Origin of the sequence: Cryobacterium sp. Y82, assembly GCF_002929495.1 — a bacterium.
Taxonomy (GTDB): Bacteria; Actinomycetota; Actinomycetes; order Actinomycetales; family Microbacteriaceae; genus Cryobacterium; species Cryobacterium serini.
Genome location: NZ_PJJJ01000037.1, coordinates 236,839 through 262,130, shown reverse-complemented (window position 1 = coordinate 262,130; position 25,292 = coordinate 236,839). Strand labels below are relative to the sequence as shown.

Sequence of the window (25,292 nt, the reverse complement as noted above, 5' to 3'; positions counted from 1 at the left end):
GCTCCATTTTCGCGAGGCCTGCAACGACCGTTCGCCGCACCCTCGGCGAGTGGTCGTGCTCCGGAACGGCCGTACCTGTTCGCGGCAATCAGTACCCGACACGCTTGCTCCGAAAAGGAATTGCTCATGGACGACCCGAAAATCTCTCTGTCACGAAACGACACCCTCATAGCCGGCGACCTGGCGGGCTTCGCCCCGGTTTCGGCAAGCGCCGCAGTGAACGCCACCCATTACGACGAAATTCACGTGCTGCCTACGAATCGTCGGCGCACGCGGGTGGCGCTCCGCAGCGTTCCCGGCGACGGCATTCTGCGCAGTGTCGACCCGGCGGCGCCCGATGTGCTCGGCACCCCCGACGTCGACCTGATTGAGGCCCTGTATGAGGTCGTGCTGCGGCAGGCATCCGACCTGCATGTGTCTGTCGCCGCTCCGCCGAGCATTCGCCGCGACGGCGATCTCGGTCCGGTGGGCGTCGGCCCGGCCTGGTCGAGCCAGAAAGCAGACCGGGCCATCCGCAGCATTCTCACCCGGGCCCAGCAGGTCATCTTTGATCGTGATCATGAACTGGATTTCGCTTACACGCTGCAGGATGCCGCGGTCACCGGCGCGTCCAGCCGATTTCGGGTCAACGTGCACCAGCAGCGTGGCGCCGTTGGCGCGGTCTTTCGGCTCATTCCACACGAGATTAAAGACCTTAAAGCCCTGGGTATCCCGCAATCGGTGTCCACATTCGCCGGGCTGCCTCGCGGGCTGGTGCTCGTTGCCGGGCCGACCAGCTCGGGCAAATCCACGACGCTGGCGGCCCTCGTCGACCTCGTGAACAGCACCAGGGCCGACCATATCGTCACCGTCGAAGACCCGATCGAGTTCTTGCACGCCCACAAGAAGTCCCTGGTGACCCAGCGCGAGGTGGGGCACGACACGGCGAGTTTCGCATCCGCTTTGAAGCACGTGCTGCGGCAGGACCCCGACGTCATTCTCATCGGTGAATTGCGCGATCTCGAGACGATCCAGGTGGCACTGACCGCCGCAGAGACCGGGCACCTCGTGTTCGCGACGCTGCACACGCAGAGCGCGGCGCAAACCATCGACCGCATCATCGACGTTTTTCCGCCGCACCAGCAGAACCAGGTGCGGGCGCAGCTCGCCCAGACCCTGCAGGGCGTGGTCTGTCAGACCCTGGTGAAGTGGGCGAACGGGGCCGGCCGGGTCGCCGCGACCGAGGTTCTCGTTACCACCCCGGCCATCGCCAACCTCATTCGCGAGGGCAAAACGCACCAGATCGAATCGATGATGCAGACCGGTCGGGAACGCGGCATGCACACCATGGACCAGCACCTCGCCGAACTAGTCAACACGGGGCAGATCACCCGCACGGCCGCGCACGCCAAGGCTCACGATATTGCCGGGCTTGAACTGCTCATTCACCGCACCGAACCGGCGGCCGGGGCCTTTGCCTTCGCAGGTGCAGGCACCGGGTACGACTCCGGCCACGACGCCGACTACAACGTCGGGTTCTCCCGCGCGGTGAGCTGATGCCGGACGCACTGGTTTTCAGTTACACCGGTCGCGACACGAGGGGCAGGAACGTCAAGGGACGAGTCGATGCGCAGAACTCGGGTCAGGTGGCCGCGCGACTGAACTCCCAGGGCATCGCTCCGCTCTCGATCGTGGAGGCTCCGCCCGCCACCGGTATGGCGCGGTCCATTGCGCTGCCGGGCTTCTCTCGCGGGGTACGACTGAAAGATCTTGCCATTTTGAGTCGGCAGTTCGCGACCATGATCGCGGCCGGCCTGTCGTTGCTTCGGGCTCTGCGCATTCTCACCGAGCAGACCGAGAGCAAACCGCTCACGGCGGTGCTCGCCGTGGTGCGGGACGACGTCGAAGCCGGGCAGTCGATCTCGGAGTCGCTCGCGAAGCATCCGCTAGCCTTCCCGCCCATCATGGTCAACATGGTGCGGGCCGGCGAGACCGGCGGTTTTCTCGACCAGGCCTTGAACTCGATCGCCGAGAACTTTGAGAAGGAGGTCAAGCTGCGCGACACCATCAAGTCGGCGATGACCTACCCGGTGATTGTGCTGTCCATGTCGGTGGCCGCCGTGATGATCATGCTGATCTTCATCGTGCCCATCTTTCAGGATATGTTCGCCGGTCTCGGCGGCTCGTTGCCGCTACCCACCCAGCTGCTCGTCACCCTGTCGGAATCGATGATCTACGTCGTGCCGATCGGCCTCGTTGCCGGTATCGCGTTTGCCGTGTGGTGGCGCCGTAACAAACACACCGACCGGGTGCGCCGGGTGCTCGACCCGCTGCGGCTGCGGCTGCCGGTGTTCGGTGCGCTGCAGACGAAGATCTCCGTGGCGCGCTTCAGCCGCAACTTCGCCAACATGCTCGGCGCCGGCGTGCCCATTCTGCCTGCCCTCGCGATCGTGGGGGAGACCAGCGGCAACTGGGCCATCGAGAACGCCCTCACCCAGGTAGCTGAGGGGGTGCGACGCGGTCAGTCGGTATCGGAGCTGCTGCAGGAGCATTCGATCTTTCCGGGCATGGTGACCCAGATGATCGCAGTGGGAGAGGATGTCGGCACGCTCGAGCTGATGCTCGACAAGATCGCCGACTTCTACGACCAGGAGGTACACACGACCACCGAGCAGCTCACCGCCATGATTGAGCCGCTGCTGATCGCTTTTCTCGGCGTCGTCATTGGCGGCATGGTCGTCGCCCTCTACCTGCCCATCTTCAGCATTGCCAGCATGATCAACTAGGCCCTGTCTGCCGTGATCCCCCGCCGCGGCGGGGGTTTGTGGCGCGCCCGCGCATAATTCGGCAAGCCCGCTTCGGGTGGCATTCCTTGTGGGGGTGGGTAATACCCAAATCACCCGCAAATGTGGGTCGTGCGCGAGAAAATCTCGCCTCTAATCTGAAGCTCCGATCGCACCCTCGATCGCACATTTCACCGCAACACGCAATCACATCACGACGAGTCCTTACCCGGCTCGCTTTCGCACGACCCACTTCCAACCCGAATGGATACATCATGCTTACTCGCCTGCTCGCTTCCCTCAACCTTCGCCGCGCACGCTTCACCGAGAACCAGCGAGGGTTCACGCTGATCGAGCTGCTCGTCGTCGTGATCATCATCGGAATTCTCGCCGCCATCGCCATTCCCGTGTACATGGGAGTGCAGAACAAGGCCAAAGACGCGAACGTCAAGAGCGACCTCGCCAACGCCAAGACCGCGATCATCGCCGTGCAGACCGAGAGTGGTGTCATGCCAGCCACCCCGACGGGCGGGGTGATGTCCGAGGCTCTCATTCCTGGGATCACCGGTTTCGGCTTCACCAAGGGCCCGAACACCACGACGATTACGTACAAGAACCTCACGACGTCGACCTTCTGCATCGGCGCGACGAGTGAGACCTTGGTCAAGTACTACGTGACCGATTCGCTCGGCATCACCAACAACGCCACGGTCACTGCACCCACTGGCTGCACTTTCTAAGCCGCGCAAGCGGATGCGCCGGCTCAGCCGCGGCATGCGCTGGCAGCAGTACTTCGTTACTCCATCGGCTTGAGCCGGGGTGGGCCTTCGGGTCGCCCCGGCCGCACGGTTCTGTTTCAACCCCCAACCTTAAATCCCGCGAAGGAGGCCCCGTGCGTGCTCTACTACGACGTCTGGGGCACTCCGACGTCCGAGCCAACGCCGAAGCCGGCGTCAGCCTCATCGAAGTTCTCGTGGCCATGCTGATCTTTGCCGTCATCGCCGTCGGCGCGGGTTACGGCATCGTCACGTCGCTCTACCTCAGCAGCGACGCCCGGTCGCGCGAAGTCGCCACCAACTTGGCCGCCCAGGAGATTGACCTGGCCCGCTCGGCCGGCGACGTGTTCAGCGTGCTCGACCGCGACAGCACGGTCGTGCAGAACGGCACCATCTTTTCCGTGCACCGCGCTACAGCCTGGGAGACCTCCACCGGGGCCGATGGTAACTGTGGTTCCGGGGGTGGTCAGCTGCGCTACCGCCACATCAACGTCACTGTGGGCTGGAACAGCATGCGCGCTTCGACCCCGCTCGTGCGCGCCGACAGTGCGCTCGCCCCCGGCAGCCGCATCAACGATCCCACCCTCGGTACCATCCTCGTGTCGGTGCTCACCGCCGCCGGTACCGGGGCCGCCGGGGTAGCCATCTCGGCCGTGCCGAACGCGATACCAAACGGTGCCCAAACCCTGTCAGTCGCTCCGCCGGCAACGGATGCCCAGGGCTGCAGCTACCTGCTCAAGGTCAAGCCCGGCACCTACGACGTCAGCGTTTCCCGCCCCAACTACGTCGACAAGAACCAGGCGACCACCTCGGTGAAGACGGTGGGTGTCGCGGCCGGAGTCGCGGCATCCGTTTCGTTCGCCTATGACCTTGCCGGCACCCTCACGGCCAACTACGCCACCAACGTCACCACCGGAACGACGATGCTGCCAAGCGACCTGCACACCACCTGGCGCAGCACCTATGCCGCGTACACGCCGCTGAACGCCAGCGTTGCGACCACCCAGACCTTTCGACTGCACCCGTTCGGCTCCGGCTATCAGGTGTTCGCCGGCACCTATGTAGCGCCCACTCCGACCATTCCCGCCACGCCGGCAACCCAGGGCTGTGTCTCGGTCGATCCTGCAGCCTGGACCACTCCGGCCGCTGACGGCGCGATCGGCACGGCTGCGGCGCAGGTAGCTACCTTGCCCGGCGGTGCCAAGACCGTGAACGTGCCGCTCGGTGTCTTCACCGTCACTGGCCTGGCCGGGCAGTACATCCGGGCCGTGTCCCAGCCCGCAGGGGCAGCGCCAGATGACCCCGGCTGCGCGCTCGGCACTACCTACACCTTCGGGCCGCTTCCGGTCGGGGCCACGGCGCAGCTCGGACTGCCGTTTGGCTCGTTCACCCTGTTCTCCGGAGTGACGAGCAGCACCCAAATCATTCCGGTCATCGCTGCGAGCGTGACCGTGCAAACCCGGGGGAGTGCGGGCGCCGTTCTCACCCTCGATCCACGCGTGGTGATCCCGTGATGCGCTGGCGCAGAATTCGAACCGATCAGACCGGCCTGTCTCTCGTGGAACTGCTCGTGTCGGTGGTGCTGCTCGGCGTGTGCCTGGTCATGATTTCGGGTCTCTATGTGAGCGCGACCCGGGCGCTCGGTGCGGCCACGGCGCTGGGCACCAGCACCCGTGAAGCGTCCAACGGCATGAATGCGATAGCGCGGTCGATTCGCGCCGCCACGGCAAACCCCGTCGCGAGCCCCGCTCTCGCCGACCCGGCCATCTCCGAGGCGAGCAACGAATCCCTCACCCTGTATGCCTACGTCAACCTCGGTTTGTCCACCCAGCAACCGGTGAAAATTCGCCTCGCGGTCGACGCCGAGCGACGTTTGGTCGAGACGCGCTGGGCGTCGATTCCGCACTCCGGCGGCCTCTTCACCTTTGAGACCACTGCGCTGTCCTCCCGCATCCTGGCCCAGACCGTGTCGCCTTCCGGCAGTGGTCTGCCGCTGTTCAGCTTTGCCGACTCGGCGGGCGTTAGTGTGCCGGTCGATGTGGCGCCCACGCCGGTGCAGCTGCGCAGCATCGTCACGGTCACGGTTACCCTCACGGTGCAGCCCAGCACAACGGATGCCCACAACGCGGTCACCCTGAGCAATACGGTCGGTATGCCCAACGTGCGCCTCGCCGTGGGCGGGCCGTGATGGGCGGCGCAGTTCGTCGCGCGTGGCTCTCGCGCACCGCACGATTAGCGGAGAAACCTGAACGCGGAGCAGCCCTGCTCGTCGTGATCGGCATCGGCCTCGTGCTGCTCACCCTCGTCGCGACGGCCATGACATTCTCGGTCAGCGGCAGCCTCAAAGCCACCGGCGACCAGAACTGGAACGGTGCGATGGCCGCCGCCTACGCCGGGATCGACGAATACGAGAGCCGGCTCGCCAACGACAACACGTACTATCGGTTCGGCAACCCCGCTGCCGCGTTCAGCTCCGGCAGCACGCTGATCACGCCCGCCGCGGCCAATCCAGCCTTCGGGACGGGCGCCACCGGCGGCTGGGCGAGCGTTGCCGGTAGCGATGGCACCGCGTCGTTTCGCTACGAGGTCGATAACTCGGCCTACTCGTCGTCGGGGGTGCTGCGCATCCGCTCGACGGGTCGGGTTGGAACCAAAACCCGCAGCGTCGTCGCCAACCTCAAACAAGCAGGCTTCATCGATTTTCTGTATTTCACCATGTATGAGATTCAGGATCCGGTACAAAGCGGCGTGACCAACCTCTCCTGCGCCGACACCTACGCTTGGGCGGGACGGCCAGCGCCAAGCGGCGGCTGGAGCGTGTGCAGCGATGTCGCGTTCGGTGGTGGCGACGTGGTGAACGGCCCGGTGCACTCCAACGACACCATTCGAGTGTGCGACGCGACGTTCAATGGAAAAGTCACCACGGGCAATCCTGGCGCGGTCGGGGCCAACTACCTGCGCCGGACCTCCGCCGGATCGAACTGCGGCGGGCAGGTGTTCAACGGCGGCCTGCCTACCAACAGCCCGGTCATCGCGATGCCCGCCACGAACGCGTCGTTGCGCGGTGAAACCCGTACCGACGCCGGCGTCGCCGAACCCGGCTGCCTCTACACCGGACCCACCAGTATCGTGCTGAACTCCGGTGGCACCATGACCATCCGCTCACCGTGGAGTAGGGCCACCCGGGTTGTCGGCGAACCGGCTACGTCGGGCAGCAGTCCCGCCGCCTGCGGTATGCCCGGCACCGGCACTGGCGCACTCGGATCGTCTGGCGGTGCCACCGTGCCGGTATTGGAGGCCAACCTGTTGTTCGTGCAGAGCGTGCCCCTGCTGACGGCCGACCCCAATTTCAGGAGCGATACCACCTGGCCGACCGGCCAGAGCGCCGCGACCTGCGCTGCCGGCAACGGTATCGGCTTTCCCCGGTCGAACGAGAACGTGGCTTCCATTCCCACCTCGTACGGCTGCCGCCACGGTGACGCCTTCATCAAGGGCACCCTCGCCGGCACCATGACCGTCGCCACCGACAATTTTCTCTACGTCACCGGCGACATCATTTATGCCGATACCGCAGTCGATGTGCTCGGTCTGGTCGCGCAAAACGCACTGTGGATCTGGAACCCGGTCTGTGCCGGCAGCGGCTGCCCTGGCGGCGGCGGAGCCCTTCTACCCGACAACCGCCGCATCGATGCGGCCATGCTCTCGCTCGACCACACCGTGCAGGTGCAGAACAACGATCGCGGCGGCAGCCAAGGCGTGCTGACCGTCAACGGATCGCTCGCCCAGAAATACCGCGGCATCGTGCGGGTGACCAACAGCAGCGGCGTCAACGGGTACAGCAAGAACTACACCTACGATCCACGCTTTCGCTACATCGCACCGCCCAAGTATCTTTCGCCGGTGGCGGCGACCTACGGCGTGAGCCTGCTGGTGGAAGTCAGCTCGGCGTTCACCGCCGCGGGAGCGTTGGTTCCATGAGCATCATTCTCGACCCCTATATAAAGGAGCATGTCGCGTGTCCTCAAACATCGTAGGAATTGACATCGGCACGGCGCACCTGCGTGCCGTCGAGGTGCGCAATCCCGGCAAAACTCGGCCACTGGTGCTGCGCTATCACGAGGTTCCGCTGCCCGTCGGCGCCGTTGTCAGCGGCGAGGTACTCGAGCCGCATACCGTCGCAGCCGCACTGAAAACGTTGTGGTCAAGTGGCGGGTTCCGCTCTCGCCAGGTCGTGCTCGGCATGGGCAGTCAGCGGGTGCTCGCCCGCGACCTGAGCGTGCCCAAAATGTCGCTCGCGCGCATCCGCCAGTCGCTTCCATTCGAGGTACAGGACCTTCTGCCGGTGCCCGTCGCTGATGCCCTGCTCGACTTCTATCCCATTTCGGAATCCACCACAGAGCACGGCCCCATCGTGAACGGTCTTCTCATTGCGGCGGTCAAGGCAGCGGTCGTCGCCAACGTTTCTGCGGTTCGGCTGGCCGGACTCACCACGATCGACGTCGACCTGATTCCGTTCGCAGTCAGCCGACTGCTGGTCACCCGGCCCGGTATCGATGGTGTCATCGCGGTGATCGACCTCGGTGCCTCGACCACGAGCGTGGTCGTCACCCGGCAGGGTGTGCCCCAGTTCGTGCGCATCATCCCCACCGGCGGCGACGACGTCACCCGGGCCATCGCTACCGGCGTGAAAACGGATGTCGGCACCGCCGACCTCCTCAAACGTCGCGTCGGCCTGCTGGCGCGTGCTGCAGCCGATGCCCGACCGGGGTCCTCCCGCAGCGCGGTTCCGTTCCACGCAGTCATCGCTGGTGAATCGGGCCCGATCAATACGGTCGGCGCCGATATCATCGCGGAGGTCATGAATGATCAGCTCGGCAGTGTGCTCAACACCCTCAACTACTACGCAAACACTCGGCCCAGCGATCCGGTGACCTCGATCGTGCTCAGCGGTGGGGGAGCCCAGATGCCGGGGCTGCCGGAGGCCGTGTCGAAACTGACCCGCCTGGGGGTGTCGGCGGGAGAACCGTTGTCGACGGTGGCGCTGGCATCCGCTATCGATGCGGAAAAGCTGCGCCACAGCGGTGCCGCCTACACCGTGGCACTCGGACTTGCGCTCGGGCGTGCAGCATGAGGCGCAGAGCGAAAGAAGACGTTCTGGTCATCGGCGGCGACCATCGGCTGGACCTGCTCCCGCCCGAGGTACGCGCTGAACGTCGTGGCCAGCAGCAACGACGGCGCCTGAGCCTCGGTGTCGCCGGGGTCGCAGCGGTCGTCGCGCTGCTCGTCGCGTCGGCGAGCGCCCTTTCGCACAGGGCCCAGATGAATCTGGCCAGCGAGCAGGACCGAACTGCAACCCTTCTGACCGACCAGGGTCAATATTTTGCCGTGCGCGCATTGCAAAATCAGGTCACGCTGGCCGAGGCGGCGCAGAGGGTCGGAGCCTCCACCGAAATCGACTGGAAGACCTACCTCGATGCCGTGCAGAACACCCTGCCGCGCAGCGTAGCGATCGCCACCGTTCAGGTTGATTCGGCCACACCGCTAGTCGCCTACACCCAGGCGACTGCTCCGTTGCAGGGCTCACGAGTAGCGACGGTCTCCTTCACCGCCAGCAGCACCGTACTGCCGGACATCCCGGCCTGGCTCACCGCGCTCGGCACCCTCGACGGGTTCGCCGACGCATTGCCCGGATCGGTCACCCTCGAGCAAACCACGGGCACCTACACGGTCACCATCACCATGCACATCAACGACTCCGCGTTCGCGCATCGTTTCGACCCGACCGAAAAGAAGTAGCCATGGACAGCAACAAACTCTGGCTCATCGGCTCTGTGTTGGTGACGAGCGTCATCGTCGTTCTCGGCGTCGTGCTGGGGATTCAGCCGCAGCTTGCGAGCATGAACTCCGCCCAGGCGAGCCGCACCATCATGCAGGCGACGAATGCCGAACACGTCGCGCTGCTTGCCCGCCTCAAGCATGACTTCAAGAACCTCGACGCGCTCACCACGAACGCAGAGGCGCTCGCCGAATCGGTGCCCAGTGGCTCGGCTATGCCGGATCTGGTCGACCAGCTCGACGCCCAGGCTCTGGCCACCGGCCTTACCCTGACCGGGATGACGGTGAGCGAGGCGGTGGCGTACGCGCCGGTCGCGCCAATCGCGCCGGTGGCACCGGTGGTGGCCGAAGCTCCAGCAGTCGTTCCGGCCGTTGCTCCGGCGGCCAGTGCCACAGACATCAACAACACCAACTTCGCCGCCTTCCCGCTGCAGGTCACGGTCACGGGCAGCTATGACCAGGTGCTCAATTTCGTCTCGCGCCTGCAATCCGGGAGCCGGTTGTTTCTCGTCGACGGGCTGAGCACTGCAGCGGCGCCTGGACTGCCGGGCACGGTGAACGCGACGATCTCGGGGCTGGTGTATTCGCTCGTGGCAGCGGCGCCGGCATCCGCGGGATAATACGGGTGGCGCGCCGAGTCTCCGTGGCATTTGCCGTGCCCTTGGTACAATATAAGTCAGTCACGGCGAAGGCCACGAGGAGTTCAGCATGAGCGACAACACGCCAACCGACGGCAAGAAGAATCCTGAAACGGATGCTGCCGCAGCGCCCGATCTGACCCCGTCAGAGCAGGGTTCCAGCGACCAGGTCGGTGCCCCCGAGCACGCCGAAGCGGAGTCGACCTCGGAGCGATCTGCGGTTACGCCGGAAGCCGTGCAGGAGCCCATCGTCATCGACTATGACGCCATCAACGCCAACCTGAGTGCGGCCGAGCGCGCCGACGCGGTGACCGCTTCGACCGCAGCCCACAACCTGGCGCGCATGTCGACGGCCGCTCCGGTCGCGTCGACGGATGCCGTCGCGCCGAGCCTCGCCGACGACTACGCCGACTCCTATACGCCCGCCGAAACTGTTCCGGCGAAAAGTGCCGGCGTTGACTCCGAGCCGACGTCGCCAGTTGTGCCCGTCGCGCTCGTTGTGGGAACCACCGCCGCGGAGTCACCTATTGACTACGCCATCGTCGATGCCCCGCGTGACGTGCCGGCCTCGACCCCGTCGTCGTATACACCTCCGGACCAGTCGCCGATCTACGTGCAGGCACCCACGAAACCTAAAGACCGCAGCAACCGCGGCGGCGGCATTCTGATCGCCCTGCTCGCCACAGTCGTGTTTGCCGTGCTCTATGCCATTGCGGCCTTCGTTATCATCGGCCTGACGAGCACGACCATGGCGGCGACCGTAGACGGGTTCAGCACCGTCGCCCTTCTTCCACTCTTCTACATTCCCATCATTTTCTTCTTCCTCGCCTTCATCGGGCTGATCTCCCTGGTCAATCGGGGCGGCTGGTGGGCCTACGTGCTGTTCGGGTTCCTCGTGGCCGTAGTGGTCTATTTCTCCTATATCGGCGGTGCGCTGCTCGGCCTCATGCTTGATGGCAGCCTGGACGGCATCAGTTCGGCTGAACTTAACCGCTTCGTTGGCACCCTGTGGCTAAATCCCGGTGCGATCGCTGCCGGGCTGATCGCCCGCGAGGTACCGATCTGGGCCGGAGCCTGGATCGCCCGCCGCGGGCGCCGTGTCACCGCCAGGAACCTTGAGGCCCGCACCGAGTACGAGCGCCTCCTCGCCGACGGCCCACACGTCACCCGCGCCTAACCCGAATTCCGGCGCGGCCCCCTCTCGCGGACGGGGCCCGGGCCCGGAACGTGGGCCCATGTTATAACCTGGGCCGGGGGACGGGGCGCCGTCCCCCGGCAGCGCGATACACCCAGCGGGCCTACGCTGGAGCCATGCGGGAATACCGAAAGTACGCGATCACCATGGCGGCCTTTTCGGTCGCGCTCTATGTCGCGTTCATCGTGGCGGCGTTCGGCATACTGAGCCTGTTGCTCGATCGCGATGTCATCAACGAAACGGATGCCGGCGCCCTCCTTGGCCCCATCATGGTCACCATCGCGGTGCTTGCACTGGTCTGGGTCATCCTCAATGCCGTGTTGCGGTCCCCAGAGCGACTGACACAAATTCCTCCGCTACCGATCTTCATCGCGGGCGTCGCCGCCTATCTCGGCTATTGCATCTCCGGGGGAGTCGTCTACAGCCTCGGCGCCGGCGAACTCTTTCGCTCGGTCATCTTCATTGGCGCCGAATTGACGAGCCCATTCGCGATCGCCGTCGCCGTGAGCGGCTGGCTCATCGCCTTTTTGTTCTTTCTGGTACTGCTGGCTAAACCGGCAGGATCCGGCGCCCCGGAGTGGCCGTGGGAGAAGAACGACGACAACTAGCCCGCGACGAGGGTGCAATCTTGGCATCTCGCGCAGCAAGCGTTACGAGTACCCTTATGCACTATGGACAGGTCCATCGAGTCGCGCGTCAACCACGAGGTTGAGAACTGGCTGCGTTGGATCACAAGGTGGCGCCCCGCGACACACCGCGGTCGGGCGCGCCTCTGCCGTCAGTGCTTTGGATCGCCGATCGTCGCCTCCGCCGGACTCGCGGTCGACGTCCCCCACGTCGTTCAGCATGCCCTATCAATGCGCATGAAGATCGTCATCGATGCCTCCGTCGACGAATACACCGAGCTCAACCTGCCCCGGCTCGCGCACGAACTCAATCTGAGCGAGCGACGCGAATCCGCCCAGGCCTACCGTCCCGCCGAGGGTCTCGACCCGGAGTTTCGCGGCCTGGACCTCGACCCGCAACCGGCAGCAGACACCCCCTATCTCTTCACCTTCGGTGAACTTGCCGACCAGCACCTCCCCGCCGTGCAATCACCGTCTCTACCCGCCGCGGAATCCGACAGCGCCAGGCACGAGCACAGTCTTCCGCCGTCCTCCGACCCCCTTCCGCCGCTCAGTCCCGCAGAAAAGCAAGCGCTCAAAGCCGAGATGCAACTTGCCGACGAGTTCGCGACCCAGGTAGGCCTGCGAGTCTGCGCCCAGCTCACCCAACAGAGGCCCCGCCTGCTCGAGGCCATCGCGCAATTCGTCGAGCCCCAGGTGCAGGCCCTGCTCGTCGACCTCGGGAGCACCCTTGATTCCCCGCTGTGGCCGCGCAATCCCTAGTCGCGCCGCACTATCCGCTTGTATGCCGACCGGGCCCACCCTATGAACCCGGGCCCAGTTTATTAACTGGGCCCGCGGACGGGGCCCGGGCCCGGTCCGCATCCACGGCACGAAAATGGCGGCCGGGCGGTGTCCGCAATCCATTTGACCGTGGCGGCCGCGCCGGGCTAGTATTATCCGGTGTGCGCTTTGTCGTGCGCCTGAATTATGCCCGCACGATGTTCGCATCGTGGAAGCACCAGGTCGGGGCAAGATTCCACACATGCAGGGTTTACTCAACGAGTAGCCCCCACGGCATACCCACCAAAACACGCGCGAGCAATCGTGTGGGTTCAAGCGGGTCCAGATGAACTCGACCAAATCGTAAGAAGTGGTCGAATGCTAACCATCACAAAGCTGTCACCGTGCAGCAATAACAAGGAGTAATTAGTGCCCACCATTCAGCAGTTGGTCAGGAAGGGCCGTAGCCCCAAGGTCACCAAGACCAAGGCTCCCGCCCTGAAGTCCAACCCGCAGCAGCGCGGCGTTTGCACCCGCGTGTACACGACCACCCCGAAGAAGCCGAACTCGGCTCTGCGCAAGGTCGCCCGCGTCAAGCTTTCCAACGGTACAGAGGTCACCGCCTACATTCCCGGCGAGGGCCACAACCTGCAGGAGCACTCCATGGTGCTTGTGCGCGGAGGCCGTGTTAAGGACCTCCCCGGTGTGCGTTACAAAATCATTCGCGGCGCACTGGACACCCAGGCCGTCAAGAACCGTAAGCAGGCTCGCAGCCGCTACGGCGCAAAGATGGAGAAGAAGTAATGCCCCGTAAAGGACCCGCTCCCAAGCGCCCTGTCATTGCCGACCCGGTTTACGGTGCACCCATCGTCAGCCAGCTCGTCAACAAGATCCTTCTCGATGGCAAAAAGGGCCTCGCCGAGCGCATCGTTTACGATGCCCTCGCCGGTGTCTCCGCCAAGAACGAGCTGGATGCCGTTGTCACGCTGAAGAAGGCACTCGACAACGTTCGTCCGACCCTCGAGGTGCGTTCGCGCCGCGTCGGTGGTTCCACCTATCAGGTGCCCGTCGAAGTCAAGCCGCACCGCGCCAACACGCTGGCCCTTCGCTGGTTGACCAGCTACGCCAAAGCGCGTCGCGAGAAGACCATGACCGAGCGCCTCACCAACGAGATCCTCGACGCGAGCAACGGCCTCGGTGCCGCTGTCAAGCGTCGTGAAGACACTCACAAAATGGCTGAAGCGAACAAGGCCTTCGCTCACTACCGCTGGTAGTTAGCGCGCTGGAGCTATGGCAATCGCGCCAGCGATTGCGCGACGCCAGCGCCGAGGGAGCCTGCGACCGAGGTAAGACTTCGGTCGCAGGACTCTGTTCCAACAATTCCACCCCTACCCTTCCGGAGGACCCCCGTGGCACTTGACGTGCTCACCGACCTGAGTAAGGTCCGCAACATCGGCATCATGGCTCACATTGATGCTGGCAAGACCACCACAACTGAGCGCATCCTGTTCTACACGGGTGTCAACCACAAGATCGGCGAGACCCACGACGGCGCCTCGACGATGGACTGGATGGCGCAGGAGCAGGAACGTGGCATCACGATCACCTCCGCTGCGACGACGTGCTTCTGGGACAACAACCAGATCAACATCATCGACACCCCCGGACACGTGGACTTCACCGTGGAGGTGGAGCGTTCGCTTCGCGTTCTCGACGGTGCCGTTGCCGTGTTCGACGGCAAGGAGGGCGTTGAGCCCCAGTCCGAAACCGTGTGGCGTCAGGCCGACAAGTACGACGTGCCGCGCATCTGCTTCGTCAACAAGATGGACAAGCTCGGCGCCGACTTCTACTTCACGGTCGACACCATCATCAAGCGCCTCGGCGCGAAGCCGCTGGTCATCCAGCTGCCGATCGGTGCAGAATCTAACTTCGAGGGTGTCGTTGACCTCGTTCAGATGCGCGCGCTGACCTGGCGTGGCGACTCCAAGGGTGACGTGGAGATGGGCTCGAAGTACGCCATCGAAGAGATCCCCGCCGACCTCGTGGAGAAGGCTGCCGAGTACCGCAAGCTTTTGCTCGAGACCGTCGCCGAAACCGACGACGACCTCATGGAGCGTTACTTCGCCGGCGAAGAGTTGACGGTTGCCGAGATCAAGGGCGCCATCCGCAAGCTCACCATCAACAGCGAGATCTACCCGGTTCTCTGTGGTTCTGCGTTCAAGAACCGCGGCGTTCAGCCGATGCTCGACGCTGTCGTTGACTACCTCCCCACCCCGCTCGACGTGGCCGCCATCGAGGCGCACGACGTTCGCGACGAGGAGAAGGTCATCATGCGTCACCCGCACGCCGAGGAGCCGTTCACGGCTCTCGCGTTCAAGGTTGCGGTGCACCCGTTCTTCGGTCGCCTCACCTACGTGCGCGTGTACTCGGGCCGTCTCGACTCCGGAGCCCAGGTCATTAACTCGACCAAGGGCAAGAAGGAGCGCATCGGCAAGATCTTCCAGATGCACGCCAACAAGGAGAACCCGGTCGGTTTCGTCACCGCCGGTCACATCTACGCGGTCATCGGCCTCAAGGACACCACCACGGGCGACACCCTGTGCGACCCGAACCAGCAGGTCGTACTCGAGTCCATGACCTTCCCTGACCCGGTTATCGAGGTCGCCATCGAGCCCAAGACCAAGCAGGACCAGGAAAAGCTGGGCCTTGCCATCCAGAAGCTTGCCGAAGAAGACCCCACCTTCCGTACCGAGCAGAACCAGGAAACTGGCCAGACGGTAATCAAGGGAATGGGTGAACTTCACCTGGACATCCTGGTCGACCGCATGAAGCGTGAATTCAACGTTGAGGCGAACGTCGGCAAGCCCCAGGTGGCGTACCGCGAAACGATCCGCAAGGCCGTTGAGCGTCACGACTACACGCACAAGAAGCAGACCGGTGGATCCGGCCAGTTCGCGAAGATTCAGATCGCGATCGAGCCGATGGAAATCACTGCTGAGAAGTCGTACGAGTTTCTCAACAAGGTCACCGGTGGCCGTATCCCGCGTGAGTACATCCCCTCGGTGGATGCTGGAATTCAGGATGCGCTGCGCGTAGGCGTCCTGGCCGGCTACCCGATGGTGGGCGTTCGAGCCAGCCTGCTTGACGGCGCTGCGCACGACGTTGACTCCTCGGAGATGGCCTTCAAGATTGCCGGCTCGATGGGCTTCAAGGAAGCCGTTCGTAAGGCGAACCCCGTTCTGCTCGAGCCGCTGATGGCCGTCGAAGTTCGTACCCCTGAGGAATACATGGGTGACGTAATCGGAGACCTCAACTCGCGTCGTGGGCAGATCCAGACCATGGAGGATGCGCAGGGTGTGAAGGTAATTCGCGCCCACGTTCCACTGTCGGAGATGTTCGGATACATCGGTGACCTGCGGTCGAAGACCTCAGGCCGGGCGGTGTACTCGATGACGTTCGAGAGCTATGCGGAGGTCCCGAAGGCAGTTGCCGACGAGATCATCAACAAGAACAAGGGCGAATAGCCCACTGTTCTGGCCTTCGGGCCGAATCGCTTCGGCCACCTGGCCCTAGTAATATAAGTAGACACATCCAGCGCATACCGGCCGCTCATAACGGCGGCCGTGAATTTGCACGCGAGTCCTGAGGAGGACCCACAGTGGCCAAGGCCAAGTTCGAGCGGACAAAGCCGCACGTAAACATCGGAACGATCGGTCACGTTGACCACGGAAAGACCACGCTGACTGCAGCGATCTCCAAGGTTCTTGCCGATAAGTTCCCGTCCAAGATCAACGTTCAGCGCGACTTCGCGTCGATTGACTCGGCTCCGGAAGAACGCCAGCGCGGCATCACGATCAACATTTCGCATGTTGAATACGAGACCGACAAGCGTCACTATGCGCACGTCGATGCTCCGGGCCACGCTGACTACATCAAGAACATGATCACCGGTGCTGCTCAGATGGACGGCGCAATCCTCGTGGTTGCCGCCACTGACGGCCCGATGGCTCAGACCCGTGAGCACGTTCTTCTCGCCAAGCAGGTCGGCGTTCCGACCCTGCTCGTCGCGCTGAACAAGGCCGACATGGTTGACGACGAAGAGATCATGGAGCTCGTTGAGCTTGAAGTTCGTGAACTTCTCTCCAGCCAGGGCTTCGATGGCGACAACGCCCCCGTCGTTCCGGTGTCCGCACTCAAGGCGCTCGAGGGCGACGAGAAGTGGACCGCCAACATCCTGACTCTCATGCAGGCCGTTGACGACTTCATCCCGGACCCGATCCGCGACAAGGACAAGCCGTTCTTGATGCCGATCGAGGACGTCTTCACGATCACCGGCCGTGGCACCGTTGTTACGGGCCGCGCCGAGCGTGGAACCCTCAAGATCAACTCCGAGATCGAGATCGTCGGCATCCGCCCGACGCAGAAGACCACGGTTACCGGTATTGAGATGTTCCACAAGCAGCTCGACGAGGCTTGGGCCGGCGAGAACTGTGGACTTCTTCTTCGTGGCACCAAGCGCGAAGACGTTGAGCGCGGCCAGGTCGTCGTCAAGCCGGGTTCGGTTACGCCGCACACCGACTTCGAGGGCACCGCGTACATCCTCAGCAAGAACGAGGGTGGCCGTCACAACCCGTTCTACGCGAACTACCGCCCGCAGTTCTACTTCCGCACCACGGACGTCACCGGCGTCATCACGCTGCCAGAGGGCACCGAGATGGTCATGCCTGGCGACACCACCGACCTGACTGTCGCGCTGATTCAGCCGATCGCCATGGAAGAGGGCCTCGGCTTCGCTATCCGTGAAGGTGGCCGCACCGTCGGCGCCGGCACGGTGACCAAGATCATCAAGTAGTAAATACTTACGTAGTCTTTTCTACTTCGATCTCCTAAAGGGGGTCGGGCCTTCGAGTCCGGCCCCTTTTTTGCACCCCACACGAAGTCGAATACTTTAAGTGGTTGACGATACTCACCTGTCCGACGCGGGATAGTGGATATCCGGTTATGTTCTGCGCATGCAGATATCGAAACTGGAAATGCGCATCCTGTTAGGGATTGCGGTTGTCGTCATCGCCATCCTTGCCGTGGTGATCGTGCCACGCCTGGTCGGGTCTGCCCCCGTCGCTGAACCCTTGCTCGCCCAGGTCACGCCGATTATCACTCCATCACCGATCGCCACGCCAACGCCGACCGCTCAGTCTGAACAGCAGGTTCTCGACAGCATGGTGGCGAGTACCGTCAGTGTGTACAGCGTGCTGGTCTGCGACAGCCTCACGCAGTATGCCTCCCTGACGATTCCCGAAATCATCAACAAGGTGCTTGCTGAATACCCAACTACCGGTTTGTCTGACCAATCACGACAGATTATGGCCCAGCGCGTCCTCAGCGAATCCACTGCCAAAAGCTGCCCCGACCAGAGTCCGCGCGTTGCTGCCGGCATCACCGCAGGCTAGCCGTCCAAGTAGCAGTAAAGCCGACGCCCACGGCCTCTTGGTTGGGCCTTGCGTCTCGAAATCGTGCGACACGCCGAATGCGACACGCCCGGGTTGCATGAAGTGGCAACTGTGTGGCAGACTCTTCTAGTTCAACACTTTCGGCGTGCGCTATGCGTCGCCGGAATCACTGCCAGGCAGTGCATAGTCGCGTCACGCTCATTCGAAAAACACATTGTCGGATGAGCGCAGATTGCAGGCTAGGCCGCAGGGAGCAGAGCGAAGTACAAATCAACGATCTGGTCGGCCTGGGTAAAACCGTGCCGTCCCCCAGGTTCTGCTTCTGGGAGTCGACGTTGACGATGAGCGTCGATTATTTGACGTGAATCGAAATTGACATATGAACAGTGGTGCTAATAGCAGCAGTGCTACTACGGCGTCCAATGCAACCTCGGCAAATCCTGCCGTTGTCTGTAAGACGCCTCGACAGAGAGAGAGTTCGACATGGCGGGACAGAAGATCCGCATTCGACTTAAGTCGTATGACCACGAGGTCATCGACATTTCGGCGCGTAAGATCGTCGACACAGTGACCCGTGCGGGCGCTACAGTCGTCGGCCCGGTGCCGCTTCCGACCGAGAAGAACGTGGTGTGTGTCATCCGTTCTCCTCACAAGTACAAGGACAGCCGGGAGCACTTTGAAATGCGCACCCACAAGCGTCTGATCGACATCATTGACCCGACCCCGAAGGCTGTTGACTCGCTCATGCGCCTCGACCTTCCGGCCGACGTCAACATCGAGATCAAGCTCTAGGGCCCGCGATGTCTTACTCCGACACCAAGACCACCAAGGGTCTCCTCGGCAAAAAGCTCGGCATGACTCAGGTCTGGGACGAGAACAACAAGCTTGTTCCCGTCACCGTCATTGAGATCGCGCCGAACGTTGTCACGCAGATTCGCACCAAGGCAGTGGATGGCTATAACGGCGTTCAGATCGCCGCCGGCCCCATCGACCCGCGCAAGGTCAACAAGCCCCTTGCCGGTCACTTCGACAAGGCCGGCGTCACGCCGCGTCGCCACATCACCGAGCTCCGCACCGCGGATGCCGCTGATTACAACCTGGGACAGGAGCTCACCGTTGACGGTGTCTTCGCTGCCGGCACCAAGGTTGATGTCATGGGCACCAGCAAGGGTAAGGGTTTCGCCGGTGTTATGAAGCGTCACAACTTCAAGGGTGTCTCCTCCTCTCACGGTTCGCACCGCAACCACCGCAAGCCCGGTTCCATCGGCGCTTCCTCGACCCCGAGCCGTGTCTTCAAGGGCATGCGCATGGCCGGTCGTATGGGTGGCGAGCGCGTAACCGTGCTGAACCTCAAGGTGCACGCTATTGACGCCGACAAGGGCCTCATGCTCGTCAAGGGTGCCGTTCCCGGTGCTCGTGGCCGCCTCGTATTCGTTCGCAACGCAGTGAAGGGAGCCTAGTCACCATGGCTACAGCACTCGACATCATTGACGCCAAGGGCAAGAAGGCAGGCTCAGCTGAGCTTCCCGACGAACTCTTCGACGTTCCCGCCAACATTCCTCTCATCCACCAGGTCGTTGTTGCGCAGCTCGCTGCCGCACGCCAGGGAACGAGCAAGGTCAAGCGCCGTGGAGAAGTTTCCGGTGCCGGCCGCAAGCCGTTCAAGCAAAAAGGAACCGGTCGCGCTCGCCAGGGCTCGATCCGTGCTCCTCAGATGACCGGTGGTGGAATCGTCCACGGACCGACCCCGCGCAGCTACGACCAGCGCACCCCGAAAAAGATGATCGCCGCAGCCCTCAAGGGTGCACTGAGCGACCGCGCCCGCGGTGGCCGCCTGCACATCGTCGAGGCACTGTTCACGGCGGAGACCCCCAACACCAAGGTTGCCCTGGAGCTGCTCACGCAGATCGCCACGAGCAAGCACGTGCTGGTTGTTCTCGAGCGCACCGACGAGACCACGTTGCGCAGCATTCGCAACCTCCCGACGGTGCACATCCTCTCGTGGGATCAGCTCAACGCCTATGACGTGCTCGTCAGCGACGACATCGTCTTCACCACCGGCGCGTTCAACGCGTTCGTGGAGAGCAAGACCAAGAAGGAAGAGGTGGCTGCATAATGACTATCGCGACCAACAAGGACCCCCGCGACATCATCATCTCTCCGGTTGTCTCTGAGAAGAGCTACGGCCTGATTGACGAGGGTAAGTACACCTTCATCGTTGACCCCCGCTCGAACAAGACGGAGATCAAGCTCGCGATCGAAAAGATCTTCAAGGTGCAGGTCGCTTCGATCAACACCCTGAACCGCGTGGGCAAGACTCGCCGCACCAAGTTCGGCATGGGCAAGCGCAAGGACACCAAGCGTGCCATTGTCACGCTCAAGTCTGGCTCCATCGACATCTTCACGGCCGTCGGCTAAGCGACAGGCAGAGGGATAACTAATGGCTATTCGTAAGTACAAGCCCACGACCCCGGGTCGACGCGGTTCATCCGTTGCCGACTTCGCGGAAATCACGCGTTCCACCCCGGAGAAGTCGCTTCTGCGTCCGCTCTCCAAGACCGGTGGACGTAACAACCAGGGCCGCATCACGACCCGTCACATCGGTGGTGGCCACAAGCGCCAGTACCGCGTGATCGACTTCAAGCGCAACGACAAGGACGGCGTCAACGCCCGCGTCGCTGAAATTGAATACGACCCGAACCGTACGGCGCGCATCGCGCTCCTGCACTTCATCGACGGCACGAAGCGTTACATCATCGCGCCGAACAAGCTCAGCCAGGGCGACATCATCGAATCGGGAGCCGGGGCTGACATCAAGCCCGGTAACAACCTGCCGTTGAAGAACATCCCCACCGGTACCATCATTCACGCGATCGAGCTGCGTCCGGGTGGTGGCGCCAAGATGGCCCGCTCCGCCGGTTCGTCGGTTCGTCTCGTCGCGAAGGAGGGCGTCTACGCCCAGCTTCGTCTGCCGTCTGGTGAAATCCGCAACGTGGATGCTCGCTGCCGCGCGACAATCGGCGAGGTCGGCAACGCCGAGCAGTCGAACATCAACTGGGGCAAGGCCGGACGTATGCGCTGGAAAGGCGTTCGCCCGACCGTTCGTGGTGTTGCCATGAACCCGGTCGATCACCCGCACGGTGGTGGTGAGGGTAAGACGTCCGGTGGACGTCACCCCGTCAGCCCCTGGGGCCAGAAGGAAGGGCGCACCCGCCACCCGAATAAGGAAAGCGACAAGCTCATTGTTCGTCGCCGTACCGTCGGCAAGAAGCGTAAGTAGGAGTAGACGATGCCAAGAAGTCTTAAGAAAGGCCCCTTCGTTGACGACCACCTGCTTCGCAAGGTGTTCGCGGCGAACGAAGCCAAGAGCAAGAACGTAATCAAGACCTGGTCGCGCCGCTCGATGATCATCCCCGACATGCTCGGACACACCATCGCAGTGCACGACGGACGCAAGCACATCCCGGTGTTCGTCACCGAGAGCATGGTCGGTCACAAGCTCGGTGAGTTTGCACCTACCCGCACCTTCCGTGGACACGTGAAGGACGACAAGAAGGGCCGTCGCCGCTAACGCGGTGACGTGAAGGAGGAGAAGAAATGGTGGAGTCGATCGCACGCGTGCGTCACATCCGCGTTACCCCCCAGAAGGCTCGTCGCGTTGTCAACATGATCCGCGGCAAGCAGGCGCATGAAGCGCTGGGAATTCTGAAGTTCGCGCCGCAGGGTGCGAGCGATCCGGTGTACAAGCTGGTGGCCTCGGCCATCGCCAACGCCCGGGTCAAGGCAGATGCAGCCAATACGTATCTGGACGAGCAGGACCTGTTCATCAGTCGGGCATTCGTTGACGAGGGTACGACCCTCAAGCGTTTCCAGGCTCGTGCCCAGGGCCGCGCATTCGAAATCAAGAAGCGCACCAGCCACATCACGGTTGTGCTCACCACTCCTGAGGAGGGTACGAAGTAATGGGTCAGAAAGTAAATCCCTATGGCTTCCGTCTGGGAATCACCACCGATCACGTATCGCGTTGGTTCTCTGACTCGACCAAGCCTGGTCAGCGTTACGCTGACTTTGTTGCAGAAGACGTCAAGATCCGTCGCCTGCTGAGCACCAGCCTTGACCGTGCCGGCGTCAGCCGCATCGAGATCGAGCGCACTCGTGACCGTGTTCGCGTTGACATTCACACTGCCCGTCCGGGCATTGTGATTGGTCGCCGCGGCGCGGAGGCCGAGCGCATCCGCTCTGACCTTGAGAAGCTCACCGCCAAGCAGATCCAGCTGAACATCCTCGAGGTCAAGAACCCCGAGCAGGATGCCCAGCTCGTCGCGCAGGGTATTGCCGAGCAGCTTTCCGCACGTGTGGCCTTCCGCCGCGCGATGCGTAAGGGCCTGCAGGGCGCACAGCGCGCCGGCGCCAAGGGTGTTCGCATCCAGGTGTCTGGCCGTCTGGGTGGCGCCGAGATGAGCCGCAGCGAGTTCTACCGCGAAGGTCGTGTGCCCCTGCACACCCTGCGCGCGAACATCGACTACGGCTTCTACGAAGCCAAGACCACCTTCGGCCGTATCGGCGTGAAGGTCTGGATCTACAAGGGCGACATCACCAACAAGGAACTCGCTCGCGAGCAGGCCAACGCTAAGTCGTCCCGCCCCGAGCGTCGTGACGATCGACCGCGCCGTGCACCTCGTGCAGATGCTCCGGCAGCGGCACCGGTCGCAGCAGTCGCGGAGGCTAAATAATGTTGATTCCACGCAGAGTCAAGCACCGTAAGCAGCACCACCCGGGTCGCACCGGCCACGCTACCGGTGGCACCACGGTGTCCTTCGGTGAGTACGGCATCCAGGCGCTGACCCCCGCTTATGTGACCAACCGTCAGATCGAGTCCGCTCGTATCGCCATGACGCGTCACATCAAGCGTGGCGGAAAGGTGTGGATCAACATCTACCCCGACCGCCCGTTGACCAAGAAGCCGGCCGAAACCCGCATGGGTTCCGGTAAGGGTTCAGTCGAGTGGTGGGTTGCCAACGTCAAGCCGGGTCGCGTTCTGTTCGAGCTCAGCGGTGTCACCGACGCCGTTGCGAAAGAGGCGCTGACCCGCGCAATTCACAAGCTGCCCCTCAAGGCACGCATCATCAAGCGCGAGGAGGGCGACGCATAATGGCGATCGGAACCAAGGAGCTCGCCCCAGTCGAGCTCGATACTTTTGACAATGAAAAGCTGTTCGATGAGCTGAAGAAGGCCAAGGAAGAGCTGTTCAATCTGCGCTTCCAGTCGGCCACCGGTCAGCTCGAGAGCCACGGCCGCCTCCGCGCGGTCAAGCGCGACATCGCTCGCATCTACACGGTTCTCCGTGAGCGCGAGCTGGGCATTCGTGCCACGCCGGTTGCAGTGGAGGCTCCGGCCAAGGCTGAGAAGGCTGAAAAGAAGACCAAGAAGGCTAAGGCAAAAGTGGAGTCCACCGACGACGCTGCAGCTGAGGCCGTCGAGACGAAGGAGGCCTAGTCATGGCGAAGACTGACGAAACGGTCGTCGCGGGCGAAGCCACCGAGCTCGTACGCGGTTACCGCAAGACGCTGCGTGGTTATGTGACCAGCGACAAGATGAACAAAACCATCATTGTCGTGGTCGAAGACCGCGTAAAGCACCCGTTGTACGGCAAGGTTATCCGCCGTACATCCAAGCTGAAGGCGCACGACGAGGCGAACTCCGCCGGAATCGGCGACCTGGTCCTGATCAGTGAGACCCGTCCGCTTAGCGCTTCCAAGCGCTGGCGCCTGGTCGAGATTCTTGAGAAGGCCAAGTAAGCCTCGCGCTTACTTGACGTAAAGGAGTTATAAAGTGCTTCAGCAAGAATCACGAGTCAGGGTTGCCGACAACAGCGGCGCCAAGGAACTCTTGACCATCCGCGTTCTCGGTGGCTCCGGCCGTCGTTACGCCGGCCTCGGCGACGTCATCGTCGCGACGGTCAAGGATGCAATCCCGGGCGGCAACGTCAAGAAGGGTGACATCGTCAAAGCTGTCATCGTTCGCACCAAGAAGGAGACCCGTCGTCCAGACGGCTCCTACATCAAGTTCGATGAGAACGCTGCAGTGATCTTGAAGGCAGACGGTGACCCCCGCGGCACCCGAATCTTCGGACCGGTCGGTCGCGAGCTTCGCGACAAGAAGTTCATGAAGATCATCTCGCTGGCACCGGAGGTTATTTAATCATGGCCAGAATCAAAAAGGGTGACCTGGTTCAGGTCATCAGCGGCCGCAGCCAGGCTCGCGGCGGAGACCGTGGCAAGCAGGGCAAGATCATCTCCGTCGATGTCGAGAAGAACCGTGTCCTCGTTGAGGGCATCAACTTCGTGACCAAGCACGTTCGTGTTGGCCAGACCCAGCGCGGCACCAAGACGGGCGGCATCGAGACCTTCGAAGCCCCCATCCACGTGTCCAACGTTGCCATCGTCGACCCGGAGACCAAGAAGCCGACCCGCGTCGGGTTCCGCCAGGAAGAGGTAACGAAGGACGGCGTCACCAAGACGGTCCGCATTCGTTACGCCAAGAAGTCAGGGAAGGACCTCTAATGACTGACACCGCAGTTGTTGAAGGCACTGAGGGCGCCGCGCCCGTCAAGGCCCTGCCGCGTCTGAAGCAGAAGTACCGCGATGAGATCAGTGCCAAGCTCTCGACGGAACTCGGCTTCACCAACGTGCATCGCATCCCCACCCTGATGAAGATTGTCGTCAACATGGGTGTTGGAGAAGCAGCACGCGACGGCAAGGTGATGGACGGTGCGGTTTCTGACCTCACCAAGATCACCGGCCAGAAGCCGCAGGTCACCAAGGCTCGCAAGTCCATCGCGCAGTTCAAACTGCGTGAAGGACAGCCCATCGGCGCCCACGTCACTCTTCGTGGCGACCGCATGTGGGAGTTCCTGGACCGGCTGCTCAGCCTGGCCCTTCCTCGTATCCGTGACTTTCGCGGTCTGTCCGACAAGCAGTTCGACGGTGCGGGCAACTACACCTTCGGTCTGACCGAGCAGGTCATGTTCCACGAGATCGACCAGGACCGCATCGACCGCGTTCGCGGTATGGATATCACGGTCGTCACGACCGCGAAGACCAACGACGAGGGTCGCGCGCTGCTCAAGGCGCTCGGCTTCCCGTTCAAGACCGACGACGCACAGAAGTAGTTCGCACTACGCAGGAACAATTTCAACTAGAGTGGGGAGCTTGCGCTTGCAGGCTCCCAACTCCGGTTGGCAACGCC

At 62.8% G+C, this 25,292-nt stretch carries 31 protein-coding genes; all 31 read left to right on the top strand.

Annotation, left to right across the window (positions count from 1 at the left end):
• Nucleotides 1-126 precede the first annotated feature (126 nt).
• Nucleotides 127-1,536, top strand: coding sequence for a type IV pilus twitching motility protein PilT (locus CXY70_RS16560; protein WP_104193411.1), 1,410 nt, complete (start codon nt 127-129; stop codon nt 1,534-1,536).
• Complete coding sequence (locus CXY70_RS16555; protein WP_104193410.1) at nt 1,536-2,765, top strand: type II secretion system F family protein; 1,230 nt, start codon at nt 1,536-1,538, stop codon at nt 2,763-2,765. Before CXY70_RS16560 ends, CXY70_RS16555 begins: the two co-directional genes overlap by 1 nt.
• Before the next feature lie 272 nt (nt 2,766-3,037).
• A complete protein-coding gene (locus tag CXY70_RS18720; protein WP_104193409.1) occupies nt 3,038-3,502 on the top strand; it encodes a prepilin-type N-terminal cleavage/methylation domain-containing protein in 465 nt (154 codons plus the stop codon).
• A 152-nt stretch (nt 3,503-3,654) separates the two neighbouring features.
• On the top strand, nt 3,655-5,052 hold the full coding sequence (locus tag CXY70_RS16545; protein ID WP_104193408.1) for a prepilin-type N-terminal cleavage/methylation domain-containing protein: 1,398 nt from the start codon (nt 3,655-3,657) through the stop codon (nt 5,050-5,052).
• Nucleotides 5,052-5,726: a prepilin-type N-terminal cleavage/methylation domain-containing protein gene (locus CXY70_RS16540; RefSeq protein WP_104193407.1), complete on the top strand. Its 675-nt coding sequence runs from the start codon at nt 5,052-5,054 to the stop codon at nt 5,724-5,726. Before CXY70_RS16545 ends, CXY70_RS16540 begins: the two co-directional genes overlap by 1 nt.
• Nucleotides 5,726-7,516, top strand: a complete 1,791-nt coding sequence (locus CXY70_RS16535; protein ID WP_104193406.1) for a hypothetical protein — start codon at nt 5,726-5,728, stop codon at nt 7,514-7,516. The genes CXY70_RS16540 and CXY70_RS16535 overlap by 1 nt, the downstream gene beginning before the upstream one ends.
• A 37-nt stretch (nt 7,517-7,553) precedes the next feature.
• Nucleotides 7,554-8,669 carry a type IV pilus assembly protein PilM gene (gene pilM, locus CXY70_RS16530; RefSeq protein ID WP_104193405.1) on the top strand — a complete coding sequence of 372 codons (1,116 nt, stop codon included), beginning with the start codon at nt 7,554-7,556 and terminating at the stop codon, nt 8,667-8,669.
• Entirely contained in the window at nt 8,666-9,334 is a 669-nt protein-coding gene (locus tag CXY70_RS16525; protein WP_104193404.1) for a hypothetical protein, read from the top strand. The genes pilM and CXY70_RS16525 overlap by 4 nt, the downstream gene beginning before the upstream one ends.
• 2 nt (nt 9,335-9,336) lie before the next feature.
• Complete coding sequence (locus CXY70_RS18060; RefSeq protein ID WP_199183465.1) at nt 9,337-9,993, top strand: hypothetical protein; 657 nt, start codon at nt 9,337-9,339, stop codon at nt 9,991-9,993.
• An 88-nt stretch (nt 9,994-10,081) separates the two neighbouring features.
• Nucleotides 10,082-11,188: a hypothetical protein gene (locus CXY70_RS16515; RefSeq protein ID WP_104193403.1), complete on the top strand. Its 1,107-nt coding sequence runs from the start codon at nt 10,082-10,084 to the stop codon at nt 11,186-11,188.
• Between the two features lie 134 nt (nt 11,189-11,322).
• Nucleotides 11,323-11,814 carry a hypothetical protein gene (locus tag CXY70_RS16510; RefSeq protein WP_104193402.1) on the top strand — a complete coding sequence of 164 codons (492 nt, stop codon included), beginning with the start codon at nt 11,323-11,325 and terminating at the stop codon, nt 11,812-11,814.
• Between the two features lie 63 nt (nt 11,815-11,877).
• Nucleotides 11,878-12,594, top strand: coding sequence for a spermidine/putrescine ABC transporter substrate-binding protein (locus CXY70_RS16505; protein WP_104193401.1), 717 nt, complete (start codon nt 11,878-11,880; stop codon nt 12,592-12,594).
• A 429-nt stretch (nt 12,595-13,023) separates the two neighbouring features.
• Nucleotides 13,024-13,398 (top strand): 30S ribosomal protein S12, encoded by a 375-nt coding sequence (gene rpsL / locus CXY70_RS16500; RefSeq protein ID WP_035834602.1) that lies wholly within the window; start codon nt 13,024-13,026, stop codon nt 13,396-13,398.
• A complete protein-coding gene (gene rpsG / locus CXY70_RS16495) occupies nt 13,398-13,868 on the top strand; it encodes a 30S ribosomal protein S7 (protein ID WP_092107221.1) in 471 nt (156 codons plus the stop codon). Before rpsL ends, rpsG begins: the two co-directional genes overlap by 1 nt.
• 135 nt (nt 13,869-14,003) lie before the next feature.
• Complete coding sequence (gene fusA, locus CXY70_RS16490; protein ID WP_104193400.1) at nt 14,004-16,118, top strand: elongation factor G; 2,115 nt, start codon at nt 14,004-14,006, stop codon at nt 16,116-16,118.
• A 134-nt stretch (nt 16,119-16,252) separates the two neighbouring features.
• Nucleotides 16,253-17,446, top strand: coding sequence for an elongation factor Tu (gene tuf / locus CXY70_RS16485; RefSeq protein WP_104127849.1), 1,194 nt, complete (start codon nt 16,253-16,255; stop codon nt 17,444-17,446).
• Nucleotides 17,447-17,606: 160 nt separating this feature from the next.
• A complete protein-coding gene (locus tag CXY70_RS16480; protein WP_104193399.1) occupies nt 17,607-18,044 on the top strand; it encodes a hypothetical protein in 438 nt (145 codons plus the stop codon).
• 483 nt (nt 18,045-18,527) lie between these two features.
• Entirely contained in the window at nt 18,528-18,836 is a 309-nt protein-coding gene (rpsJ, locus tag CXY70_RS16475) for a 30S ribosomal protein S10 (protein ID WP_035834607.1), read from the top strand.
• Between the two features lie 8 nt (nt 18,837-18,844).
• Nucleotides 18,845-19,504, top strand: a complete 660-nt coding sequence (rplC, locus tag CXY70_RS16470; RefSeq protein WP_092107229.1) for a 50S ribosomal protein L3 — start codon at nt 18,845-18,847, stop codon at nt 19,502-19,504.
• Nucleotides 19,505-19,509: 5 nt separating this feature from the next.
• Nucleotides 19,510-20,160, top strand: coding sequence for a 50S ribosomal protein L4 (gene rplD, locus CXY70_RS16465; protein ID WP_104193398.1), 651 nt, complete (start codon nt 19,510-19,512; stop codon nt 20,158-20,160).
• Nucleotides 20,160-20,462 (top strand): 50S ribosomal protein L23, encoded by a 303-nt coding sequence (rplW, locus tag CXY70_RS16460; RefSeq protein ID WP_092107233.1) that lies wholly within the window; start codon nt 20,160-20,162, stop codon nt 20,460-20,462. Before rplD ends, rplW begins: the two co-directional genes overlap by 1 nt.
• Before the next feature lie 22 nt (nt 20,463-20,484).
• On the top strand, nt 20,485-21,324 hold the full coding sequence (rplB, locus tag CXY70_RS16455; RefSeq protein WP_092339441.1) for a 50S ribosomal protein L2: 840 nt from the start codon (nt 20,485-20,487) through the stop codon (nt 21,322-21,324).
• Nucleotides 21,325-21,333: 9 nt separating this feature from the next.
• On the top strand, nt 21,334-21,615 hold the full coding sequence (gene rpsS / locus CXY70_RS16450; protein ID WP_092107237.1) for a 30S ribosomal protein S19: 282 nt from the start codon (nt 21,334-21,336) through the stop codon (nt 21,613-21,615).
• A 26-nt stretch (nt 21,616-21,641) separates the two neighbouring features.
• A complete protein-coding gene (gene rplV / locus CXY70_RS16445) occupies nt 21,642-22,007 on the top strand; it encodes a 50S ribosomal protein L22 (RefSeq protein WP_035880249.1) in 366 nt (121 codons plus the stop codon).
• On the top strand, nt 22,007-22,777 hold the full coding sequence (gene rpsC, locus CXY70_RS16440; protein WP_104127853.1) for a 30S ribosomal protein S3: 771 nt from the start codon (nt 22,007-22,009) through the stop codon (nt 22,775-22,777). Before rplV ends, rpsC begins: the two co-directional genes overlap by 1 nt.
• Nucleotides 22,777-23,196 (top strand): 50S ribosomal protein L16, encoded by a 420-nt coding sequence (rplP, locus tag CXY70_RS16435; protein WP_035880247.1) that lies wholly within the window; start codon nt 22,777-22,779, stop codon nt 23,194-23,196. Before rpsC ends, rplP begins: the two co-directional genes overlap by 1 nt.
• Nucleotides 23,196-23,540, top strand: a complete 345-nt coding sequence (gene rpmC, locus CXY70_RS16430) for a 50S ribosomal protein L29 (protein WP_104193397.1) — start codon at nt 23,196-23,198, stop codon at nt 23,538-23,540. Before rplP ends, rpmC begins: the two co-directional genes overlap by 1 nt.
• 2 nt (nt 23,541-23,542) lie before the next feature.
• Nucleotides 23,543-23,842, top strand: coding sequence for a 30S ribosomal protein S17 (gene rpsQ, locus CXY70_RS16425; RefSeq protein ID WP_035834619.1), 300 nt, complete (start codon nt 23,543-23,545; stop codon nt 23,840-23,842).
• A 34-nt stretch (nt 23,843-23,876) separates the two neighbouring features.
• Nucleotides 23,877-24,245, top strand: a complete 369-nt coding sequence (gene rplN / locus CXY70_RS16420) for a 50S ribosomal protein L14 (RefSeq protein WP_092451145.1) — start codon at nt 23,877-23,879, stop codon at nt 24,243-24,245.
• A 2-nt stretch (nt 24,246-24,247) separates the two neighbouring features.
• Nucleotides 24,248-24,607 carry a 50S ribosomal protein L24 gene (gene rplX / locus CXY70_RS16415; RefSeq protein WP_092107244.1) on the top strand — a complete coding sequence of 120 codons (360 nt, stop codon included), beginning with the start codon at nt 24,248-24,250 and terminating at the stop codon, nt 24,605-24,607.
• On the top strand, nt 24,607-25,215 hold the full coding sequence (gene rplE / locus CXY70_RS16410) for a 50S ribosomal protein L5 (RefSeq protein ID WP_104193396.1): 609 nt from the start codon (nt 24,607-24,609) through the stop codon (nt 25,213-25,215). The genes rplX and rplE overlap by 1 nt, the downstream gene beginning before the upstream one ends.
• Nucleotides 25,216-25,292 lie beyond the last annotated feature (77 nt).

Coding starts and splice junctions, on each gene's coding strand:
- CXY70_RS18720 (WP_104193409.1), top strand. CDS start 3,038: ATGCTTACTCGCCTGCTCGCTTCCCTCAACCTTCGCCGCGCACGCTTC.
- CXY70_RS16560 (WP_104193411.1), top strand. CDS start 127: ATGGACGACCCGAAAATCTCTCTGTCACGAAACGACACCCTCATAGCC.
- CXY70_RS16555 (WP_104193410.1), top strand. CDS start 1,536: ATGCCGGACGCACTGGTTTTCAGTTACACCGGTCGCGACACGAGGGGC.
- CXY70_RS16535 (WP_104193406.1), top strand. CDS start 5,726: ATGGGCGGCGCAGTTCGTCGCGCGTGGCTCTCGCGCACCGCACGATTA.
- CXY70_RS16525 (WP_104193404.1), top strand. CDS start 8,666: ATGAGGCGCAGAGCGAAAGAAGACGTTCTGGTCATCGGCGGCGACCAT.
- CXY70_RS16480 (WP_104193399.1), top strand. CDS start 17,607: ATGCAGATATCGAAACTGGAAATGCGCATCCTGTTAGGGATTGCGGTT.
- rplE (WP_104193396.1), top strand. CDS start 24,607: ATGACTGACACCGCAGTTGTTGAAGGCACTGAGGGCGCCGCGCCCGTC.
- CXY70_RS16515 (WP_104193403.1), top strand. CDS start 10,082: ATGAGCGACAACACGCCAACCGACGGCAAGAAGAATCCTGAAACGGAT.
- CXY70_RS16540 (WP_104193407.1), top strand. CDS start 5,052: ATGCGCTGGCGCAGAATTCGAACCGATCAGACCGGCCTGTCTCTCGTG.
- CXY70_RS16505 (WP_104193401.1), top strand. CDS start 11,878: ATGGACAGGTCCATCGAGTCGCGCGTCAACCACGAGGTTGAGAACTGG.
- rpmC (WP_104193397.1), top strand. CDS start 23,196: ATGGCGATCGGAACCAAGGAGCTCGCCCCAGTCGAGCTCGATACTTTT.
- rpsC (WP_104127853.1), top strand. CDS start 22,007: ATGGGTCAGAAAGTAAATCCCTATGGCTTCCGTCTGGGAATCACCACC.
- rplW (WP_092107233.1), top strand. CDS start 20,160: ATGACTATCGCGACCAACAAGGACCCCCGCGACATCATCATCTCTCCG.
- CXY70_RS18060 (WP_199183465.1), top strand. CDS start 9,337: ATGGACAGCAACAAACTCTGGCTCATCGGCTCTGTGTTGGTGACGAGC.
- CXY70_RS16510 (WP_104193402.1), top strand. CDS start 11,323: ATGCGGGAATACCGAAAGTACGCGATCACCATGGCGGCCTTTTCGGTC.
- rplX (WP_092107244.1), top strand. CDS start 24,248: ATGGCCAGAATCAAAAAGGGTGACCTGGTTCAGGTCATCAGCGGCCGC.
- rpsG (WP_092107221.1), top strand. CDS start 13,398: ATGCCCCGTAAAGGACCCGCTCCCAAGCGCCCTGTCATTGCCGACCCG.
- rplV (WP_035880249.1), top strand. CDS start 21,642: ATGGTGGAGTCGATCGCACGCGTGCGTCACATCCGCGTTACCCCCCAG.
- rpsJ (WP_035834607.1), top strand. CDS start 18,528: ATGGCGGGACAGAAGATCCGCATTCGACTTAAGTCGTATGACCACGAG.
- rplC (WP_092107229.1), top strand. CDS start 18,845: ATGTCTTACTCCGACACCAAGACCACCAAGGGTCTCCTCGGCAAAAAG.
- rpsQ (WP_035834619.1), top strand. CDS start 23,543: ATGGCGAAGACTGACGAAACGGTCGTCGCGGGCGAAGCCACCGAGCTC.
- rpsS (WP_092107237.1), top strand. CDS start 21,334: ATGCCAAGAAGTCTTAAGAAAGGCCCCTTCGTTGACGACCACCTGCTT.
- rplP (WP_035880247.1), top strand. CDS start 22,777: ATGTTGATTCCACGCAGAGTCAAGCACCGTAAGCAGCACCACCCGGGT.
- rplD (WP_104193398.1), top strand. CDS start 19,510: ATGGCTACAGCACTCGACATCATTGACGCCAAGGGCAAGAAGGCAGGC.
- rplB (WP_092339441.1), top strand. CDS start 20,485: ATGGCTATTCGTAAGTACAAGCCCACGACCCCGGGTCGACGCGGTTCA.